The organism is Curtobacterium sp. MCBD17_032 (assembly GCF_003234855.1).
Lineage (GTDB): Bacteria > Actinomycetota > Actinomycetes > Actinomycetales > Microbacteriaceae > Curtobacterium.
Window position 1 is genome coordinate 20941 of record NZ_QKTO01000014.1, and the last position, 16841, is coordinate 37781.

At 69.4% G+C, this 16841-nt stretch carries 24 protein-coding genes and 1 pseudogene; 16 read left to right on the forward strand and 9 right to left on the reverse strand.

The window, feature by feature from the left end; genetic code table 11:
• Positions 1-42: 42 nt before the first annotated feature.
• From DEI91_RS13890 to DEI91_RS13900, 4 genes and pseudogenes are all read left to right on the forward strand, one after another.
• Positions 43-567: a hypothetical protein gene (locus tag DEI91_RS13890; protein WP_111052860.1), complete on the forward strand. Its 525-nt coding sequence runs from the start codon at positions 43-45 to the stop codon at positions 565-567.
• A complete protein-coding gene (locus DEI91_RS13895) occupies positions 564-944 on the forward strand; it encodes a hypothetical protein (protein ID WP_111052861.1) in 381 nt (126 codons plus the stop codon). The genes DEI91_RS13890 and DEI91_RS13895 overlap by 4 nt, the downstream gene beginning before the upstream one ends.
• 33 nt (positions 945-977) lie before the next feature.
• A pseudogene (locus DEI91_RS16930) lies at positions 978-1283 on the forward strand (GNAT family N-acetyltransferase); the annotation flags it as partial.
• Between the two features lie 63 nt (positions 1284-1346).
• Positions 1347-2630: an SDR family oxidoreductase gene (locus tag DEI91_RS13900; RefSeq protein ID WP_375537693.1), complete on the forward strand. Its 1284-nt coding sequence runs from the start codon at positions 1347-1349 to the stop codon at positions 2628-2630.
• A gap of 140 nt (positions 2631-2770) precedes the next feature.
• On the opposite strand, the gene DEI91_RS13905 is transcribed toward DEI91_RS13900, so the two are convergent.
• From DEI91_RS13905 to DEI91_RS13920, 4 genes are read right to left on the reverse strand one after another with little or no spacing between them, the layout of a single operon-like run.
• A complete protein-coding gene (locus DEI91_RS13905) occupies positions 2771-3235 on the reverse strand; it encodes a hypothetical protein (protein WP_181439612.1) in 465 nt (154 codons plus the stop codon).
• Complete coding sequence (locus tag DEI91_RS13910) at positions 3201-4115, reverse strand: sporulation-delaying protein SdpB family protein (protein ID WP_111052864.1); 915 nt, start codon at positions 4113-4115, stop codon at positions 3201-3203. The genes DEI91_RS13905 and DEI91_RS13910 overlap by 35 nt, the downstream gene beginning before the upstream one ends.
• Positions 4108-4683 (reverse strand): SdpA family antimicrobial peptide system protein, encoded by a 576-nt coding sequence (locus tag DEI91_RS16935; RefSeq protein ID WP_111052865.1) that lies wholly within the window; start codon positions 4681-4683, stop codon positions 4108-4110. The genes DEI91_RS13910 and DEI91_RS16935 overlap by 8 nt, the downstream gene beginning before the upstream one ends.
• Entirely contained in the window at positions 4673-5230 is a 558-nt protein-coding gene (locus DEI91_RS13920; RefSeq protein WP_111052866.1) for a hypothetical protein, read from the reverse strand. Before DEI91_RS13920 ends, DEI91_RS16935 begins: the two co-directional genes overlap by 11 nt.
• Before the next feature lie 396 nt (positions 5231-5626).
• Here DEI91_RS13920 and DEI91_RS13925 point away from each other — a divergent pair, with 396 nt between their 5' ends.
• The gene (locus DEI91_RS13925; protein WP_258374438.1) at positions 5627-6253 is read left to right on the forward strand and encodes an SRPBCC family protein; all 627 of its coding nucleotides are present in this window, start codon (positions 5627-5629) and stop codon (positions 6251-6253) included.
• A complete protein-coding gene (locus DEI91_RS13930) occupies positions 6253-6921 on the forward strand; it encodes a DUF4166 domain-containing protein (protein WP_111052867.1) in 669 nt (222 codons plus the stop codon). The genes DEI91_RS13925 and DEI91_RS13930 overlap by 1 nt, the downstream gene beginning before the upstream one ends.
• Before the next feature lie 39 nt (positions 6922-6960).
• Here DEI91_RS13930 and DEI91_RS13935 read toward each other — a convergent pair whose 3' ends face one another.
• Entirely contained in the window at positions 6961-7902 is a 942-nt protein-coding gene (locus DEI91_RS13935; protein ID WP_111052868.1) for a LysR family transcriptional regulator, read from the reverse strand.
• A gap of 120 nt (positions 7903-8022) precedes the next feature.
• Here DEI91_RS13935 and DEI91_RS13940 point away from each other — a divergent pair, with 120 nt between their 5' ends.
• Positions 8023-9000: a putative oxygenase MesX gene (locus DEI91_RS13940; RefSeq protein WP_111052869.1), complete on the forward strand. Its 978-nt coding sequence runs from the start codon at positions 8023-8025 to the stop codon at positions 8998-9000.
• Positions 9001-9020: 20 nt separating this feature from the next.
• A complete protein-coding gene (locus tag DEI91_RS13945) occupies positions 9021-10070 on the forward strand; it encodes a methionine synthase (protein ID WP_111052870.1) in 1050 nt (349 codons plus the stop codon).
• Between the two features lie 129 nt (positions 10071-10199).
• Here the strand turns inward: DEI91_RS13945 and DEI91_RS13950 are convergent, their stop codons facing one another.
• From DEI91_RS13950 to DEI91_RS13960, 3 genes are all read right to left on the reverse strand, one after another.
• Entirely contained in the window at positions 10200-10697 is a 498-nt protein-coding gene (locus DEI91_RS13950; RefSeq protein WP_146244306.1) for a hypothetical protein, read from the reverse strand.
• Positions 10698-10752: 55 nt separating this feature from the next.
• Positions 10753-11532 (reverse strand): hypothetical protein, encoded by a 780-nt coding sequence (locus tag DEI91_RS13955; protein ID WP_181439614.1) that lies wholly within the window; start codon positions 11530-11532, stop codon positions 10753-10755.
• A gap of 107 nt (positions 11533-11639) precedes the next feature.
• On the reverse strand, positions 11640-12482 hold the full coding sequence (locus DEI91_RS13960; protein WP_111052873.1) for a serine hydrolase: 843 nt from the start codon (positions 12480-12482) through the stop codon (positions 11640-11642).
• Between the two features lie 35 nt (positions 12483-12517).
• Between DEI91_RS13960 and DEI91_RS13965 the strand changes: the two genes are divergently transcribed.
• The 6 genes from DEI91_RS13965 (at position 12518) to DEI91_RS13990 (ending at position 15487) form a co-directional block, all read left to right on the forward strand.
• On the forward strand, positions 12518-12907 hold the full coding sequence (locus tag DEI91_RS13965) for an SdpI family protein (RefSeq protein ID WP_111052874.1): 390 nt from the start codon (positions 12518-12520) through the stop codon (positions 12905-12907).
• Positions 12908-12915: 8 nt separating this feature from the next.
• Positions 12916-13341: a PRC-barrel domain-containing protein gene (locus tag DEI91_RS13970; RefSeq protein WP_111052875.1), complete on the forward strand. Its 426-nt coding sequence runs from the start codon at positions 12916-12918 to the stop codon at positions 13339-13341.
• 92 nt (positions 13342-13433) lie between these two features.
• Positions 13434-13787, forward strand: a complete 354-nt coding sequence (locus DEI91_RS13975; RefSeq protein ID WP_146244308.1) for an SdpI family protein — start codon at positions 13434-13436, stop codon at positions 13785-13787.
• 374 nt (positions 13788-14161) lie between these two features.
• Positions 14162-14719, forward strand: coding sequence for a histidine phosphatase family protein (locus DEI91_RS13980; RefSeq protein ID WP_111052876.1), 558 nt, complete (start codon positions 14162-14164; stop codon positions 14717-14719).
• Positions 14720-14810: 91 nt separating this feature from the next.
• Positions 14811-15083, forward strand: a complete 273-nt coding sequence (locus DEI91_RS13985; RefSeq protein ID WP_111052877.1) for a hypothetical protein — start codon at positions 14811-14813, stop codon at positions 15081-15083.
• Positions 15080-15487 carry a hypothetical protein gene (locus DEI91_RS13990; protein ID WP_111052878.1) on the forward strand — a complete coding sequence of 136 codons (408 nt, stop codon included), beginning with the start codon at positions 15080-15082 and terminating at the stop codon, positions 15485-15487. Before DEI91_RS13985 ends, DEI91_RS13990 begins: the two co-directional genes overlap by 4 nt.
• Before the next feature lie 108 nt (positions 15488-15595).
• Here the strand turns inward: DEI91_RS13990 and DEI91_RS16755 are convergent, their stop codons facing one another.
• Positions 15596-15718 carry a hypothetical protein gene (locus DEI91_RS16755; RefSeq protein WP_258374439.1) on the reverse strand — a complete coding sequence of 41 codons (123 nt, stop codon included), beginning with the start codon at positions 15716-15718 and terminating at the stop codon, positions 15596-15598.
• A 390-nt stretch (positions 15719-16108) separates the two neighbouring features.
• On the opposite strand from DEI91_RS16755, the gene DEI91_RS13995 reads away from it, so the two are divergent.
• Together DEI91_RS13995 and DEI91_RS14000 are read left to right on the forward strand one after the other, a co-directional pair.
• On the forward strand, positions 16109-16516 hold the full coding sequence (locus tag DEI91_RS13995) for a hypothetical protein (protein WP_111052879.1): 408 nt from the start codon (positions 16109-16111) through the stop codon (positions 16514-16516).
• Between the two features lie 21 nt (positions 16517-16537).
• Complete coding sequence (locus DEI91_RS14000; RefSeq protein WP_146244309.1) at positions 16538-16804, forward strand: hypothetical protein; 267 nt, start codon at positions 16538-16540, stop codon at positions 16802-16804.
• The last annotated feature ends 37 nt before the right edge of the window (positions 16805-16841 follow it).

A 16841-nucleotide genomic window follows, 5' to 3' on the forward strand; every position in this document is an offset into this window, starting at 1 on the left:
ACCGCGGCCCGTCCGGCGGCGCGACACCGCAGAGTGAGGGCCATGGACACGTGGCACCTCGGCGACACACTCGGCATCATCGGCCGGAGCTTCCTCTGGATGGCCGGCGTGACCGTCCCCGTCGGCGCGGCCGTCGTCTGTGCCGCCATCTCGATCAGCAGTGGCAGCGCGCCCGACGTCCTCTCCTGGGTCTGGTGGTTCCTCGTGTTCGTCGTCGTCGCCGACGCGCTGACCCTGCTCGGCGCCGTCCTGTCCATGCCGTTCACGCACCTGCTCGGTCGGGCACTGCAGCGGGTGCCCTCCCGCACGGTCCACACGTCTGCGCACGCGGCCATGGCCGGTGTACTCGGCGCGGGGTCGTCGGCGCTCGCGATGGCGTGGTGGATGGCGGGCGTCGTCCCGCAGCTCTCCCTCGGCATCGCGATCGCTGCCGGAGCCGCCGCAGCGATCGCCACCTGGCGCCGGGCCGGATCGCCACGAGGACGCGCGTTGGTCGTCGACGGCGATGTTCCTGCCGGCGAGGACACCGCCGCCATCGACTCCTCGGACGCGGTGATCGCGCGATGACGGAACGGACAGCGACCCGTCGCGAGCAGGTCAACGGCCGAGCGCTGATCGCGATCCTCCTGGTCGTCGCATGGTGTGCCGTCCTCGTCGTCACGGGCGCGCTCGGCCCCCAGGACGGTCCGCCGTCCCAGTTCGACTACGACTCCGGTCAGCTGCCGCCGACAGCGGCTGACCGCGCGAGCGCGACCCTGCAAGCGTCCGTGCTGATCAGTGCACTCCCCGTCTCCGTCGTCGCGCTGTGCATCTCGGCGAGTTCGCTGCGCGTGTGGCGGGAGCAGGTGACCGCTGTCATCGCGACGAGCATCTCGAGCCTGGCGACCCTGGTGAGCATCGGTCTCGTGTGGATCGGGTTCGGGACGTTCGTCTTCTTCTCCTGACGCCATGCCAGGAGCACCGGCTACTCCAGGGCGGACGCCGAGCGACTGGTCGCGGGTCAGTCGGACGGGCAGCTCCCCACTCCGGGTTGCTGGCTGCAGCTCGCCGTCCGCGAGCGCGTGTCCGGGCAGCTCCTCGGCGACCTCGCGGCGCACCGCCTCGACGACCAGCCTGACACGTTCGAGATCGGCGTCACGCTGGCGCGGTCGTCGCAGGGCCGTGGCATCGCCACCGAGGCGCTGAGCGTGTTGCTCAATCACCGCTTCGACCACGCGAGCGCTCGCCGGGTCGTCGCGTTCTGTGACGCACGCAACATCGCCGTCGGGCGGCTCCTGACGCGCGCCGGGTTCCGGCAGGAGTCCAGGCAGGTCGACGCCGACTGGTTCGAGGGCGAGTGGACCACGTTGAACGGCCACGCGCTCCTCGCACGGGAGCGAGGTGGAGCTCGCTCCCGAGCGGAACCGCCCGCCGACCACGGAGGCCGTCTCGTCCTGCGGTTCCTGAGTCCAGGCCGGGCTCGGCGGGGCAGGATCGGCACCGGCGTGGCAGCAGCTGCGCCGCGATCGCCATCCGACAGGAGCAGCACCATGGACGACGGATCCCCCGCTTCCCGGACACCGGCGGACAGCAGCGAGGCGGTCCTCGTCGTCGGGGCCGGCGGCGTCGTCGGGCGCAGCGTCGTGGAGCACTTCGCCCGCAGTGGTGTCCGCACCCGCGGTGCCAGTCGCCGCGCTCCGCAGGACCCCGTGTCCGGCTGGGACCACCTGCCCGTCGACCTGTCCGACGCGGACGCAGCGGTCGACGGACTCCGGCCGGCCGCCGACACCACGCGCCTCGCGTTCGCCGCCTACGTGGAGCACGCCGACCTCGCCGAGCAGATCGCCCCGAACGTCGCGCTCCTCGAGAACACGCTCGACGCCCTGGATCGGCTCGACGCACCGCTCCGCCACGTCACCCTCTACCAGGGCATGAAGTACTACGGCGCACACCTCGGCCGGTTCAGGACACCGGCGAAGGAGGACGACCCGCGACTCATGGTCCCGAACTTCTACTACGACCAGGAGGACCTGCTCCGGGAGCGTGCGGCATCCCGGGGGTTCGCGATGACCGTGCTCCGCCCCGAGGCCGTGATCGGGTACGCGCAGGGCACGCCCATGAACCTGCTCATGGCGATCGGGACGTACGTCAGCATGACGAAGGAGCTCGGGCTGCCGCTGCGGTTCCCCGGTGCCCGCACCACGTACGACGGCATCTTCTACCAGATGACCGACGCCGAGCTCCTCGCTCGTGCCACCGACTGGGCGGGGACGTCCCCCGTCGCGGCCGGGGAGGCGTTCAACGTCACGAACGGCGACGTGGTGCGGTGGAGCCACCTGTTCGAGCGCCTAGCCGAGCACCACGGCCTCGACCTCGCCGAACCCCAGTCGATGGAGCTCGCGCAGGTGATGCCCTCCCGCGAGGACCTGTGGCAGCGCATGGTGGAGCGCCACGGACTCGTCGCCACCCCGTACGCCGACCTCGTCGACTGGCGGTTCGCGGACATGATCCTGAACTCGGCCTGGGACAACGTCTCGTCCCTGATCAAGATCCGGCAGGCAGGGTTCACGGAGTGCCACGACTCGGCGGACCGGCTGGTGGAGCTGCTGGACGACCTCGGACGGCGGCGGATCCTGCCCGTCCCCGAGTGAGGCCGGACCGAGCTCACCGGCCCTCGGGGCCTCGACGACGAGGCCCGGCGAGAGCACCAGCGTCATCGACCGCCCCACCGGAACTCGACACGCTTGCCCTGCAGCTACGTCCTGACCCGTCCGTCGGAGAGCGACCGGCTTCACACGGCAGAGGTCAGCGCCGCAGCGATGCGCTCGGCCATCGTGCTCTGCACGATGATCGTGCCACGGGTCGTCTCGACCCGGACCCCTCGACCCGCGGACATCGCGAGCACGCGTGCACCTCGGGAACGTCGGATCCCCACACCGCCGAGGCGTACGGGATCGATCCTCACGACGGTCGCACGCCGTACCTGCGCGAGGTCGTACGCGACCCTGAGGAACGGGAAGAACGAGAACCGGATCGTGCCGCCGGTCAGAGTGATCGTGATCCGCGCGAACACCGCAGACAGCCCGGCCAGGAGACCGACCAGCGTGGCAACGAAGGTTTCGGCGTCGAAGCCGGTGACCGCATTGGTGATGATGATCGCCCCAGCAAGAGCGCCAACCGCACTCCCAAGTGCGCGCACAGCCAGCGGTGCTGGGACTTGATCACGTAACTCGGTAGGCGTGCTTTCGAGTGACAAACCAGTCTCGCTTTCTCGGGAAGATCTCGTCGTAGGTGGCGTTCACAGGAGTCAGATGCAGGAGGAGCGCGGCCGCCATCACCAGTGAGAACGAGGTGATGCCCATGAAGATCGCGATGGCACCGTGGAGGATCAGCCCGAGCACGAGAAGGAAGCGCCGCACTCGGGGAGTCAAGAGCGGTCCTATGGCGAGAGCGAACTCGAGTGCGATGGTCGAGAACGTCGCGAGCGCTGTGATGAGTGGTGCGGTGGTCATTGTCTGGACCATCGGAGCGAGCAGCGGTCCCGGCCCGAAGGTCGGACTGCGGAGCCAGTAGTAGAGGGCAGTTCCGTTCGCCCACTCCGGTACCGCGAGCTTCCCGACGGACGCCTCGAGATAGACGACGAAGATCTGCACCCGAACGAGCGCCCAACCAACGAACGCCAAGCTGCCGCGTACTGAAGCGCACCGATCAGAGGTCTGGTCCGACCACGAGCTTCGGCGCCAATCGGTGCAGCTGAGCGGGATCAGCAGAAGACCGAGGATCCCGTACAGCTGGTCACCACCATCACCCAACGTCATCGTCACGCTGGCGCTGAGGATGAGGTAGGCGGCGGGTAGGGCCGTGAGCCAGGGAAGGGCTCCGCTGGCGAAGACCAGCAGGACTGACCCGGCCAGTATGCGCGCGGTATCGAGGTGTTGACCGAGGAGGCAGAAGAACGCCCAGCCGTTGTACGCGTCGCAGAGCGGTGCCTCCTGCTGAACAGCGCTGGTCGTGAACAGAACCCATGCAGGATTCGTCAGCAGAGTCAGAGCCATGCCGGCGTAGAGCACACTCCGGGCAACACCGAGCCCCGCTCCCCACGGGTACGCGATCATCGACCCGCCGCGATCAGCCATTCCGGCAACTCACCTCGAGCGCGATCGCCTCACCGACGTAGGTGCGGTCGCGAGACAGATGCCGCCACTCCCAGGGAGTCGGCTTCGTCGCTGCCAGAAGAACGTCGCCGCAGAGCGTGGGATGCGGAAGCGGGTTCACGACGAAGCGCCGTCGCTGATCGCTCACACAACGCGCAACGTCCCCGCCGTGGCACCTCCGCCACGCTCCCCTCGGGATCCCGGCGAGGACGGACGCCATCTCCACCCCTTGCCGACGCCCCTCCCGGCTCAGGCCGCCGAGGAAGCGGAATTGCGCGTTCGAGAGTCCCGCGACCTGGATCCACCGGCCGCCATGCTGGACGTACGCGGTCGGGGTCGCGGAGCGAGCGGGTTTCGTGAAGAAGGCCCATCCCTGCGGAGCGACCCGGGAGAGCACCGCTCCGACGTCCCCCTGTCCGGGCAACTGCACCGCAGCGGTCCCGCCAAGCCGATCGGCCAGTGAGTAGCTCACGAACACAACCGCGAGCAAGAGACCACAGACCGTTACAGCCGGAGAAGCTTTCCAACTACGGCCTCGTTCACCGGCCACGGAACGCTTCGATCGCCTTGGCGGTCAGCAGAGCTTCGAGAGCCCGCCCGGTCGATCCTGTGGCTCGTCGGATCGCGTTCTCGCCGGCGATCTTCGTCGACCCCACGGCCACAGTCGACGCGAGTGCCAGGACGCCGACGCCCACAGCCGCGACCGTGACCACGAGCACCGCGCCAGCGACCACCCAGACCAGCACGCCGCAATCTGTTCCGATCTCACCGGGTACGTACGTCGACGCGGAGGGTGAGGCATGCGCCCGCAGCCGCTGCAACGTCGGCGTGCGTGGCACTTCCGCTCCGAGCTCCGACATCGCCGCCTGAACAGCGATCGGATCACTCGCTTGCAAGTTTCTCATCAGGGCCGCCGTCTGCCCTGGCACCCGTTGCTCCAACTCCGAGACGACAGAATGAGCGACCGCGGCGGCATCGGGGTCGGCCAAGGCTTCCCGAAGGGCAGAGGACTGCTCAGTCGAGAGCGGCCCGAGCGCCCCAGCGCGAAGCAAGTCCTCGCCGAAGTCGCCCTGCATGAAGAGCAGCCCCTCGAGCACTTCTGTTTCCGACCAGGCCGGAGCAGTCTTCGAAGCAACAGCGGGAGCATCGTGAACGGAAGGCGCTACAAGTGCCGTCACACCCGTGCTGAGAGCCCCGACGACCACAGCAGCGGTTCCCAGGTGAGCAAGTCCGGAATACGTCTCATGCCGCTAACATATTAGTATCTGGTCACTTGTCAAGGTCACGATGCATGCCTGCGTCAGCGGAGACGTCTCCGACCCACTCGGCCGTGTACCGCTGACTCCAACCTCGCAGACGGTCATTTCTTCGTCCGACAACCGGTACCAGCACCGGCGACTGCCGATCAGCGACCGCGTCGAGAGGTTCCTGTGCCGGCGAGACCGACGCTGCAGGGGCTGCCTCAGCCGCTTCCATCGCGCTACGCTCCGCACGTGGGGAGTCGGGGCATCTACGTCGAGACAGTCATCGACGCGCCACTCGAGCGGGTCTGGGACGCCACGCAGGACCCGGAGCAGCACGTCCGGTGGGACGTCCGCTTCTCGGAGATCCTGCCCGAGCCCGCCGACCACGAGGGCGTGACGCGGTTCACCTACGTCCGCGAGTCCGCTCTGCATGATGTGCACGGCACCGGCGTCAGCCTCGGCGAGCGCCGCCGACCCGACGGCTCGCGCACGTCCGCCCTCCGTTTCGCGACCGTCGACCGCCTCTCCCCGATCCGCTCCGGCCGGGGCTACTGGCGGTACGTCCCCACCGCGGACGGCCGGACGCGCTTCCTCACCGGGTACGACTACGACTCCGGGTGGGGCGTCCTCGACGTCCTCGTGCGGCCCCTCCTCGGTTGGGCGACCGCCTGGAGCTTCGACCGCCTCCGCATCTGGCTCGAGGGCGGCCCCGAACCGGAGGCCTGGCCGCTCACGAGCGTCCTGCAGGTCTGGCGACCAGACCGGCCACGGGCCTCCAGGACGCTCCGCGCGCCCGTCGGCGGCAGCCGACGCGACGACCACCTGCAGGATGCGCCGCCCACCGTGGCGGCACTGCCCGAGCCGGGAGGCCCGTGATGACGTCCGTCTTCGAGGAAGCGTTGGGCGCGGACTTCCGTCGCCTGCACCCGATGATGCAGCGCCGCTTCGGCGTCGGCCTCGACGCTGCGGAGGCGTGCGTGGGCCGCGGCAGGATGACCATCCGCCGCGGGCCGTGGTGGACGGTGCCGTTCCTCCAGATCGGGCGGCTGCGGAACATCCTCGTACCCGACCTCGGCACGGACGTGCCGTTCACGATCGAGAACTACCCGTACCGGGACGCCCTCGGCCGCGAGACGGTGACGTTCGTCCGCACCTACGCGACCCGTCCCGGACGACCGGCGCGGTTCGACGCGACGATGGTGCTGTCGGAGGGCCGGGTCCTCGACTACCTCGGGACGCACCAGCACCTCGCGGTGGACCTCGATCTGCGGGTGGACGATCGCGGCGGGCTCGTGTTGACGTCCGACGCGCAGCGGTTCCACGAGGGGCCCGTCTCGTTCCGCTTCCCGATGCTGTTCAGCGGTCGTGCGACCCTGCACGAGTGGTGGTCGGAGGACGACGAGGCCTTCCACGTCGACCTCGAGGTACACAACCGGGTCTTCGGCTTCCTCTTCGGCTACCGCGGCACGTTCACGTGCGAGTGGGTGCCGGCGACCGATGCTCCGGAGCGGTTGAAGCCGCGGCGGACGGAAGCGCGAGTCTGACGCCTCGGCCGCTCTGGCGGGCGACCCGGTGGCTCCGGCCTACCCGAGCGGCTCGACACCGTAGCCGACGACCACGGCCCGCAACTCGTCCAGGTACGCCTGCGCCTGCACCGTGAGCGGCACCGAGGCGTGCGCGATCCACCCGATCTCGATGCGTTCGTCGACGTCCAGGGGGATGGCGACGATCTCGGGGTCGAGGTCGTCGCTGATGAGCCCCGTCGAGATCGTGTACCCGCCGAGGCCGATCATGAGGTTGAAGATCGTCGCCCGGTCCGACACCCGGATCTCCCGCTTGCTCGACATCGTCGACAGGATCTCCTCCGCCAGGTAGAAGGAGTTGTTCGCGCCCTGGTCGAACGTCAGCCGCGGCAGGTCCTCGAGGTCGGCGAGGGTCGCCCGGGCCTTCGAGGCGATCGGGTTCCGCTTCGCCACGAAGATGTGCGGCTGGGCGACGAACAGCGGTGTGAACACGACTCCGGCGTCCCGCATGAGCTTCCCGAGCACCTGGCGGTTGAAATCGTTCCGGTAGAGGATGCCCACCTCGCTCCGGAGCGTGCGGACGTCCTCGATGATGTCCCACGTGCGGGTCTCGCGGAGGGAGAACTCGTACTCGTCGGCTGCGGCCCCTTCGACCATGCGGACGAAGGCCTCCACCGCGAACGAGTAGTGCTGCGCCGAGACCCCGAGCAGGCGGCGCGACGCTTGTCGGCCGACGTAGCGCTGTTCGAGCAGGGAGACCTGCTCGACGACCTGTCGGGCGTAGCCGAGGAACTCGACGCCGTCGACGGTGAGGACGACCCCGCGGGCGGAGCGGGTGAAGAGCGGGCGGCCGATCCGTGTCTCGAGGTCCTTCATCGCAGCCGACAGGGTCGGCTGGGAGATGTAGAGCAGGTCGGCGGCGGCGCTGATCGCCCCCTCGGACGCGACCTCGATGAAGTACCGCAGCTGCTGCAGGGTGATGTCGTTCGGGACCCGTGCCATAGGCGCAGGCTATACCGCCGCATAGCGTCTCGGTATTACCTGATGGCCCGCGCCTCCCGTCATGATCGAGGGACCCCTTCCCCAGTGCCCCCGGGCCCCACAGCGTACGGATGGCAGAACATGGCGAACGAGCCCACCTTCAGCATCACGAGGACCCGGTTCGACGAGGACTACAAGCCGTCGGACAGCTCACGGCTGACCACGAACTTCGCCAACCTGGCCCGCGGCGAGCACCGTCAGCAGAACCTCCGCAACGTGCTCGCCCTCATCGACGCGCGGTGCAACGACCTCGCCGGTTCTCCGGAGACCGACCGCTACCGCGTCGAACTCGACATCGTCTCGGTCACCCTGCACTTCGAGGACGCGGGCGTCGCCGAGCAGTTCCCCCTGATCGAGGTGCTCGACGTCACGATCGTCGACCAGCACACCGGCGAGCGCCACCAGGGCATCCTCGGCAACAACTTCTCGTCGTACCTGCGCGACTACGACTTCGCGGTGCTGCTGCCGTCGGCGCCCTCGCTGCCCGATGACTTCGGGCAGCTACACGGGCAGCTCTTCCAGCGCTTCCTGGCGTCTTCCGCGTTCGAGGACCACTTCAGCGCAGAGCCCGTCGTCTGCATCAGCGTCTCCACGAGCCAGACGTACCGGCAGACGTCGACCGTCCACCCGGTCCTCGGTGCCGAGTACGAGCACGAGCACTCCTCGCTCACCGACGACTACTTCGGGAAGATGGGCATGCAGGTCCGGTACTTCATGCCTCCGGGCGCGAAGGCCCCGCTCGCGTTCTACACGCGCGGCGACCTCACCGGCGACTACTCGGACCTCCAGCTCGTCGGCACGATCGCCACCATGGAGACGTTCCAGAAGATCTACCGGCCGGAGATCTACAACGCGGACACCGTCGCCCCGAGCACGTTCCGGCCGAGCCTCGAGCAGACGGACTGGACCTCGACCGGCATCGCCTACGACCGCGAGGAGCGCAGCCGCCTCGGCGTCACGCAGGGCCGCTACACCGAGGAGCACCTCGTGCAGCCGCACCGCGCGCTCCTCGAGCGCTGGGCCGCCGGCCGTTCCGCCGTTTCCACCCTCTCCCACTGACCGACTGGACCTCCACGCGCATGAGCACCCTCCTCCCCACCTCGATCGTCGGCAGCCTGCCGAAGCCCTCCTGGCTCGCCGAGCCCGAGCGCCTCTGGTCCCCATGGCTGCTCGAGGGAGACACGCTGGTCGAGGGCAAGCAGGACGCCCTCCGCTCCGCCGTCCACGAGCAGGAGCGCAACGGCATCGACATCGTCAGCGACGGCGAGCAGACCCGGCAGCACTTCGTCACGACGTTCATCGAGCACCTCGACGGCATCGACCAGGAGCGCAAGGAGACCGTGCGCATCCGCGACCGCTACGACGCCGCCGTGCCCACGGTCGTCGGTGCGGTGAGCCGCCCGGAGTCGGTGTTCGTCGAGGACGCAAGGTTCCTCCGTGCCCAGACCGACCGGCCGATCAAGTGGGCGCTCCCCGGCCCGATGACCATGATCGACACCCTCTCCGACCAGCACTACAAGAGCCGCGAGAAGCTGGCGTGGGAGTTCGCCACGATCCTCAACCAGGAGGCACTCGAGCTGCAGGACGCCGGCGTCGACGTCATCCAGTTCGACGAGCCCGCGTTCACCGTGTTCCACGACGAGGTGCAGGACTGGGGCGTCGCCGCGCTCGAGCGCGCTGCCGAGGGCCTTCGCGCGGAGACTGCCGTGCACATCTGTTACGGCTACGGCATCGAGGCGAACAACAAGTGGAAGGAGACCCTCGGCGCCGAGTGGCGGCAGTACGAACAGTCCTTACCGCTCCTGCAGCAGTCCTCGATCGACATCGTCTCCCTCGAGTGCATCCACTCCCACGTCCCGCTCGAGCTCGTCGAGCTCATCCGCGGCAAGAAGGTCATGCTCGGCGCGATCGACGTCGCGACCGAGACCGTCGAGACGCCGGAGGAGGTCGCGGAGGTCCTGCGCCGGGCGCTCGAGCACGTCGACGCCGACAAGCTCATCCCGAGCACGAACTGCGGCATGGCACCGCTGGCGCGGGGGGCGGCGCTCGGGAAGCTCAGCGCGCTGTCCGCTGGTGCGGACATCGTGCGGGCCGAGTTGGCGAACGTCGCGGTACCAGCTGCGCGGTAGCGGCGCGGCTCCTCCGGACGGCTCGCTTCAGCAACTGAGCGGGCCGTTCGTCGTGCCGCGTCTGGCAGGTGGCCGGGCCTCAGCCCGGACTGGAGGCGCGGCTCGGTTACGGCAGGCGAGTCACGTCTGTCAGTTCTGGCCGTCGAGGCTCATCTTGTCGAAGTCTCCCGCGACGCACAGCGAGCTGCCGTCGATCGTGTAGCCACGGGAATCAGCGCGGAAGTCGGACGACTCCACCGGCCCGCCCCGACCCCGCACGCCGAGGATCGGGTCCTCGCCGCCGGTCTGGTACCGCTCGGTCGCGACCCCGAGTTCCTTCCAGTGCTGCTCCACCGCCTCGACGTCGGCCTTCGGGTCGGCGCTTGCAGAGCGGACTTTCGCGTAGACGTACTGCACGCCCCCCTGCCCCAGGCCGAAACCGCATTTCCCGAGCCCGGGGCCCTCACCGACCTCCCAGCCGTCTCCCACGACGTCAGTCGATCCCTCGACGAACTCGACGACGGATCCCCTTGCCTGCTCTGGGCTCTTCCCGACCCCGGCGCTGCAGCCGGCGAGGACGGTGGCGGTGAGCAGTGCGGCTGCGGTCGCTCGAACGGTGATGGCGGGCCGTAAGCGAGTGTGTTGCACGCCGGAGCGCCTCGCAGACCGGTCGGCGTCTGCGAGGCGCACCCTCGTCCGGAGATCAGCGCTGCCGGACAGGGTCGCTCCACTTCGGCAACGGCTCCGAGACACCCGGCTCGGATTCATCGGGGAAGTCGGCGGGGTCGCGCAGTGCAATCGCCTTGATGAACTCCGGAGCATCGTGCGCCCAGAACGCCTCGCTGTACACCCCGAGCGAGTACTGCCCGTTCGGCCGCACGTTCCAGGTCACCCACCATCCGTCGCCGGTGTCGGCCAGAACCTCGTGATCCGTACCGACCTTCGCGCTGCTCCAGCGCCACCCTTCTTCGTCGAAGTAGCGCTGCATCGGCTCGAGGTCCTCCGCCGCGCCGGTCGCACCCTCCGGTTCGATGGTCCGTACGGCTCGGAACGCGTAGGAGTTCTCTCCGGTTGCACCCTCCGGCGCCTTGCCGAACGCGTCGTCGGCTGCGGGCAGAGGACGGACGTCCCCGCCGTTCCAGTACCACGTGCCGTCCGAGATCTGTCGTTGTGCAGCTGCGAGCACGGCCTGCCCGTGTTCGTAGCGCTCGCCAGCCAGCTCGAACTCGTCCTGCAGCGAGAGATCAGCTCCCTGCGCCCGTGTCGTGCCTGCCGCGTCTCGCGCGTCCGGTCCGGGCACGTCGCCTCCTCCGCCTGCGCCGCCCGAGGCGCATCCGGTCGTCGCGAGCACCACGGCCGCGAGCACGGTCACGATCGCGCCGCGCGGTCGCAGTCGGGAGGTATGCATTCGCAGGTCCCCGGAAGCCCCGTCTGCAGCAGCGATGGGGGCATCGCTTGCCCCGTCATCGAACACCATCGTCACGCACACCCCCGTGTGGCTCGCAAGCTGGTTCCCGACACTACTCATTGACCGACGGTCCCGTCCGTCCAGCTGCCTCGACTTCTGTGGGTCGGTCGCGTTGATCGGGGTCATGCGTCTCGGGCGCGGAGCGTCTCCCGCTGGACGAGCGCCGCCGCGATCGCATCGGCCGCGTACGGAGCCTTCGCCAGCGCATGGACCACGGCGGTCACACCCGCTGCCCGGGCGATCACCGCCCCTGCGGCTCGGACTTCGCCGTTGATCCAGCGGGAGCCCTCGTCGCGCTGCCAGCTGATCGTGCGGGAGGGCGGTGCACCCGGTTCCAGCGCCCAGTCGGCGTAGCGGCAGAGGTCGTCGAAGGTCGACCAGACCCCACCGGCCGCCGCGAACGAGGACGCACCTAGAGCCCACGGTCGGATCGCGCGACCGAGGAAGCTCGGCATGATGCGCTTCGATGCAGCCGGCACCAGTGTCGCGGAACCGATGCCCGCCGGCCGCAGGACCTGCTCCTCCACGGCGTCGAACCAGTTCCCGTGCACCGCGTCGAGGACCGCCCCGAGGAGCGCGTACCCGAGGTTCGAGTACACGTACTGCCCCCTGGGCGTCACCGGCACCGCGGTCGCCAGGTCCAGCGGCACCCCGACGGCCGGTCGGTACGGGTCACGGAAGAGGCTGTCACGGATCGTCGGCGGTACGCGGGACAGCCCGGAGGTGTGGTGGATGAGGTCACCGACCGTCATCTCACCGTCGGGCACGCCGGGTAGGTACGACGCGACCGGCCGTCCGAGCTCGAGCGTGACCGCAGCCGTCGTCCCGACGAGGCCCTTCGTGATGCTCCCCCACTCGAGCAACGACGCCTCGGCGTACCGTCCGGCGGGCTCGCGACCGGTTCGCCAATCGCCGCCGGTCCGGAGGCTCGCTCGCCACTGACCACCTGGAACATTGCCGTTCATGTCCCCGACGATAGGGTCGTCGCCATCCCGGAGCAATGGTGTGCACGCTCGCCCTCGAGATCGGCAGAGCGGTCCTCGTGATTCGGGTGACGTGGCGAGCCACGAACGGGCAGCTGGACCGGAACGACCTCATCCGGACGCGGGTCACGATGTCCAGCGACGAAGCCTGGCGCACCGGGCACCGAGCGGCGCTGCCGCCGACGCTGATCTCGGGCGTGATCACCGCCCTCTGGTGCGCAGTGTGCATCGTCGTGCCCGCGCTCCGCACCCCCGCGTCGGTGATCGTCGTGTCGGTCATCCTCGTGGGCAGCGCACTCCTCTCCATTCCTGTTGCCCACGGCGCGGTACGCCGAGCGGCGCTCGAGGGACGGGCCGGTCACGAGGACGCGCAGACTGATGCACCCGCATCGGGCCGAGGGCGTTGACTACAGGCATGATCACCAAGGCCAAGATCCACGAAGTGGAGAACGCGACCGTCCGAGACCGCGACGGCGCATCAGTCGGCAAGGTCGCACAGGTGTTCCCCTCCGACGAGGACGGCAGCGCTGCGTTCGTCAGCGTCGCGACGGGGATCCTCGGGGGCCACACCGTGCTCGTCCCGGTCGAGGACGCCACGTTCGACGGTGAGGACCTGCACGTCGGCTACACGAAGAGCGCGATCAAGGACGCACCCTCCCCCGGGGCCGGCAACACTCTTTCCAGCACCGAGGCGAACGCCGTCCGCAAGCACTTCGGGCTCCCTCCCGCTGGCAAGGCCGTCGGTGACATGGGCGACCCGCACGAGAACCTCGACCAGGCCGGTACCGGTCCGGCGGGCGCCGACGACACCGAGGGCGCTGGCACCACGCCCCCGGTGTGATCAGCGCCGGCATGAGGACATCCTCCACTCATGCTCCCGGACGCCCTACTGAAACATTGCCGTTCTTCTCCTGAGACACTACCGTCGTCGGCATGGACGGAGCGATGGTGTTCGCGATGGCACTCGAGGTCGGCGCAGCCGCCCTCGTCACCTGGTTGACCTGGAGGGCTGCCACCGGATCGTTGCCGCGGAACAGCATCGCCGGCGTCCGGACGTCAGTCACGCTGTCCAGCGACGAGGCGTGGCAGGTCGGCCATCGCGCAGCCCTGCGTCCGACCATCATCTCGGGGATCGCCACGGCGACGTGGTGCACGGTCAGCATCGCTGCCGCACCACTCGACACTCCGGTCGCCGTACTGGTGGCCGCGGGTCTCCTCGTCGCCGGTGCACTCCTGTCCGTCCCGGCCGCCCACCGCGCCGTGCGCCGAGCCTTGCCCGAGTCATGAACAGACCGACGCGCACAGCGGCTCCCGTGACGGGCCTGGCCTCCTCGTGACACCGCGGACGCGTGCCCTCGTCGGGCTCGGAGGCCTTGCAGCCACAGCGGGCGCCTTGGCACTGTTCGGTGTCATGCCTGCAGGCATGCTCGCACTCGCCACCCTCCGGTTCACGGCCTCCGGCCCTGGCGTCTTCGGAACGCCCCCTCCGGCGTCGGGAACGGCCGCCGACGTCGACCCGAGGGCAGTCCGCCGGTACCGCGAAGACCATCCGGGGACCACCATCAGCGACGCCGTCACAGCCGTACTCCGCCGGTGAGTGCGGGTGAGGACGCGCCCAGGGGGACGGCCGTGCCCACCGGCGACGCCGGTACGGTCGATCGATGCTGTGCGCGTGGGTGTCCCATCCCGAGGTGATCGTCGACCCGGCCGTCCGGATCCAGGACTGGGGTCTGTCGTCGGTCGGACGAGCCCGTGCCGCACGCATCCCCTCACTCCTCCCCCAGCCCCTCCGCATCGTCAGCAGCAGCGAGCGGAAGGCCCTGGACACCGCGGCGATCATCGCCGGACGATGGGGTACGGAGGTCGAGGTCGACGAGGACCTCGGCGAGTTGGATCGGAGCGCGACCGGCTACCTCGAGCCGAGCGACTTCGAGCCCACGGTCGACGCGTTCTTCGCAGAGCCGCAGCGATCCGTCCGTGGCTGGGAACGGGCCGCGGACGCACAGGACCGTGTCGAGCGCGCAGTCCGACGGATCGCGGCGCAGACGCCAGAGCGCGGCATCGCGTTCATCGCCCACGGCGGGGTCGGCGCGCTCCTGCTGGCGAGCCTCCGACGCGAGCGCATCAGCCGCGCGCTGGACCAGCCCGCGATGGGGAGTTCCTTCACCTTCGACCCGCAGGACTGGACGGCGTTGTCGTCGTGGGAGCGCAGCCGCTGACGCGGGCGAGAGTGCGGCCAACTGACAAGATACGGGCGCCCGTCCCGCTGACGGCGGTACCGTGACTCCAGGGGACACGAAGGGGGAACAGATGATCGCTGACATCCAGGCGCGATCCACGACTCGGCAGCCCGCGGGGCTCGCGGTGTTCGGACCACCCACGATCAACGTCAGCGTGGTGCTGTCCATCGCGTTGCACACCGCCCTCACGAGCGTCGTCACGGCCTTGGTGCGACTCCGGGTCCTCGCCCGCGCCTCCGTCGTCGGTGTGGTCGGCGCGGTCCGCTGCGCCGGAGAGCTCCTCGCCTCCGGCGCCTTCGTCGCCCTCTCCAGCCGACAGTGCCGACCGAGGCCGCCACAGTGAACGACCAGAACACGCGCGCAGGCCTCCCGTTCGGCTCCTGGCCCGAACCGGAGGTGGACGACCAACGCACCATCGCCGAGATCAACAGCCGCCGGAAGGCCTTCCGCATCGTGGCGCGGATCGGGTTCATCGTCGCACCGGCGATGTTCTTCCTCCCGCTCGCCTACCCCTTGCTCGGCCGCGGGTGGCACTCCATTGCGATCGTCTGCATGACGGCAGCGTGGGCGGTGCTCGTGTCCGCGTCCTCGTTCGCCGCGATGACGTACACGAAGCCGGGCGGTCACCCGTGGGTCCATCAGGTGTGGGCAGTACCCGTGGCCATCATCGCGATGTTCCCGGGCGGGATCGCCGCCTTCGCGCTGTACGGTTCGATCGTCGCAGCGGTCCACCACGCAACGGCGTGACGGGCGGGTGCCGTCGCGCCCGCGGGGTGCGCGCCTTCAGACCCGGACTGGAGGCACGGCTGGGACCCGCCTCGTCGCTCGCGTCGTCACCCTGGTACCCGGCGACGTTCAGTCCCAGGGACCGTCCGCGGTCCCGAGGTGCTCTGCACCCAGCGGCGCGATCGGCAGGGCCGCGAGGCTCGCGATCCCCACCTGCAGGAGCGCCGCTCGTGAGAGACCGACGCGTCCCATCGCCTTCATTCCTTCGATGACGGCGCAGAGGTAGGGGCCGAGTGCCTCGGCGTCGGACTCAACCTCGCCGGCCGCCTTCGCGAGGGCCAGCGGACTCGTCTCGTTACGCTGGCGTCGTGATCACCGGGGACCGTCTGACCCACTGTGGGGTGTGTGACCAGGACGTGCGGCGCTCGGAGCACTTCGGTGCCCACGCACCCAAGCGGTGCCGGGACTGCGAGCGGGTGCTGCCGCTCTCGGAGTTCGACGAGCACACCTCTGCAGCAGACGGCTACCGACGCATGTGTAGGCGGTGCGTCTCGGCAGCTGCAACATCCGCCCAAGCAGCGCGCGAGCCGTGCGCGATCGAGTCGGGCGAGTTTGCCCACCGACCAGCTTCCGCCGTGGCTGATGAACGACACGGAGCGGTCGACCGTCGCCATGCTCGTCGGCACGATCGTGCACCGGGCGGTGCTCTGGCCCATGCTGCGCCCGGTCACCGCCGATCGGTTGGCCGCCTTCGAGGGCGCCGAGTTCCTGGCCGAACGGGCCACCGCCGCGCTCGGCGTGCTGAAGCGCCGGATCGAACCACTGATCGCGAAGGCCTCCGACGAACACCGCGACGACGCCCTGGCCGCCGTCAACTTGGAGGGACCATGGGACACGGGCTCCTTCGAGCCATCGTGGGAATCGCTCCGCGTGCCCGCTCGACGTGAGCTCCTTCGGCGGCTCGACCCGCTGGTCGCGAACGCCGCGCGGGCCGTGTCGAACGTCGTGCGGAGCAGGAGCATCCGCGGCGACGGCGTGGTGTGTGCATAGTCGGAGGTGCCGCTCTTCGCGGTGGACGGGTTCTTCCGACCGACCGGCGACGAGCTCACGCGGATGAGAGCCGACCTCGTGGTGTGGCGCGAGCGCGGGGACGTCGAGGTCGTGGACCTCAAGATGCGTTCGACCCGAGAGACGGAGGACGTCCGACACGAGGACCGAGCCCAGATCGGCCGGTACGTCGAAGAGGTCCGTCGTCGCGTCCCGGCCGACAGGCGGGTTCGCGGCACACGGCTCTCAGTCGGTCCGGTGCGTAGCGACACCAGGATCATCCCATTCTGATCGGCGGCCACCGCCGCGGCGAGACACGGGGACGCCC

Coding starts and splice junctions, on each gene's coding strand:
- DEI91_RS13890 (WP_111052860.1), top strand. CDS start 43: ATGGACACGTGGCACCTCGGCGACACACTCGGCATCATCGGCCGGAGC.
- DEI91_RS13895 (WP_111052861.1), top strand. CDS start 564: ATGACGGAACGGACAGCGACCCGTCGCGAGCAGGTCAACGGCCGAGCG.
- DEI91_RS13910 (WP_111052864.1), bottom strand. CDS start 4,115: ATGGCTGATCGCGGCGGGTCGATGATCGCGTACCCGTGGGGAGCGGGG.
- DEI91_RS13930 (WP_111052867.1), top strand. CDS start 6,253: ATGACGTCCGTCTTCGAGGAAGCGTTGGGCGCGGACTTCCGTCGCCTG.
- DEI91_RS13935 (WP_111052868.1), bottom strand. CDS start 7,902: ATGGCACGGGTCCCGAACGACATCACCCTGCAGCAGCTGCGGTACTTC.
- DEI91_RS13940 (WP_111052869.1), top strand. CDS start 8,023: ATGGCGAACGAGCCCACCTTCAGCATCACGAGGACCCGGTTCGACGAG.
- DEI91_RS13945 (WP_111052870.1), top strand. CDS start 9,021: ATGAGCACCCTCCTCCCCACCTCGATCGTCGGCAGCCTGCCGAAGCCC.
- DEI91_RS13960 (WP_111052873.1), bottom strand. CDS start 12,482: ATGAACGGCAATGTTCCAGGTGGTCAGTGGCGAGCGAGCCTCCGGACC.
- DEI91_RS13965 (WP_111052874.1), top strand. CDS start 12,518: ATGGTGTGCACGCTCGCCCTCGAGATCGGCAGAGCGGTCCTCGTGATT.
- DEI91_RS13970 (WP_111052875.1), top strand. CDS start 12,916: ATGATCACCAAGGCCAAGATCCACGAAGTGGAGAACGCGACCGTCCGA.
- DEI91_RS13975 (WP_146244308.1), top strand. CDS start 13,434: ATGGACGGAGCGATGGTGTTCGCGATGGCACTCGAGGTCGGCGCAGCC.
- DEI91_RS13980 (WP_111052876.1), top strand. CDS start 14,162: ATGCTGTGCGCGTGGGTGTCCCATCCCGAGGTGATCGTCGACCCGGCC.
- DEI91_RS13985 (WP_111052877.1), top strand. CDS start 14,811: ATGATCGCTGACATCCAGGCGCGATCCACGACTCGGCAGCCCGCGGGG.
- DEI91_RS16755 (WP_258374439.1), bottom strand. CDS start 15,718: ATGGGACGCGTCGGTCTCTCACGAGCGGCGCTCCTGCAGGTGGGGATC.
- DEI91_RS13995 (WP_111052879.1), top strand. CDS start 16,109: ATGAACGACACGGAGCGGTCGACCGTCGCCATGCTCGTCGGCACGATC.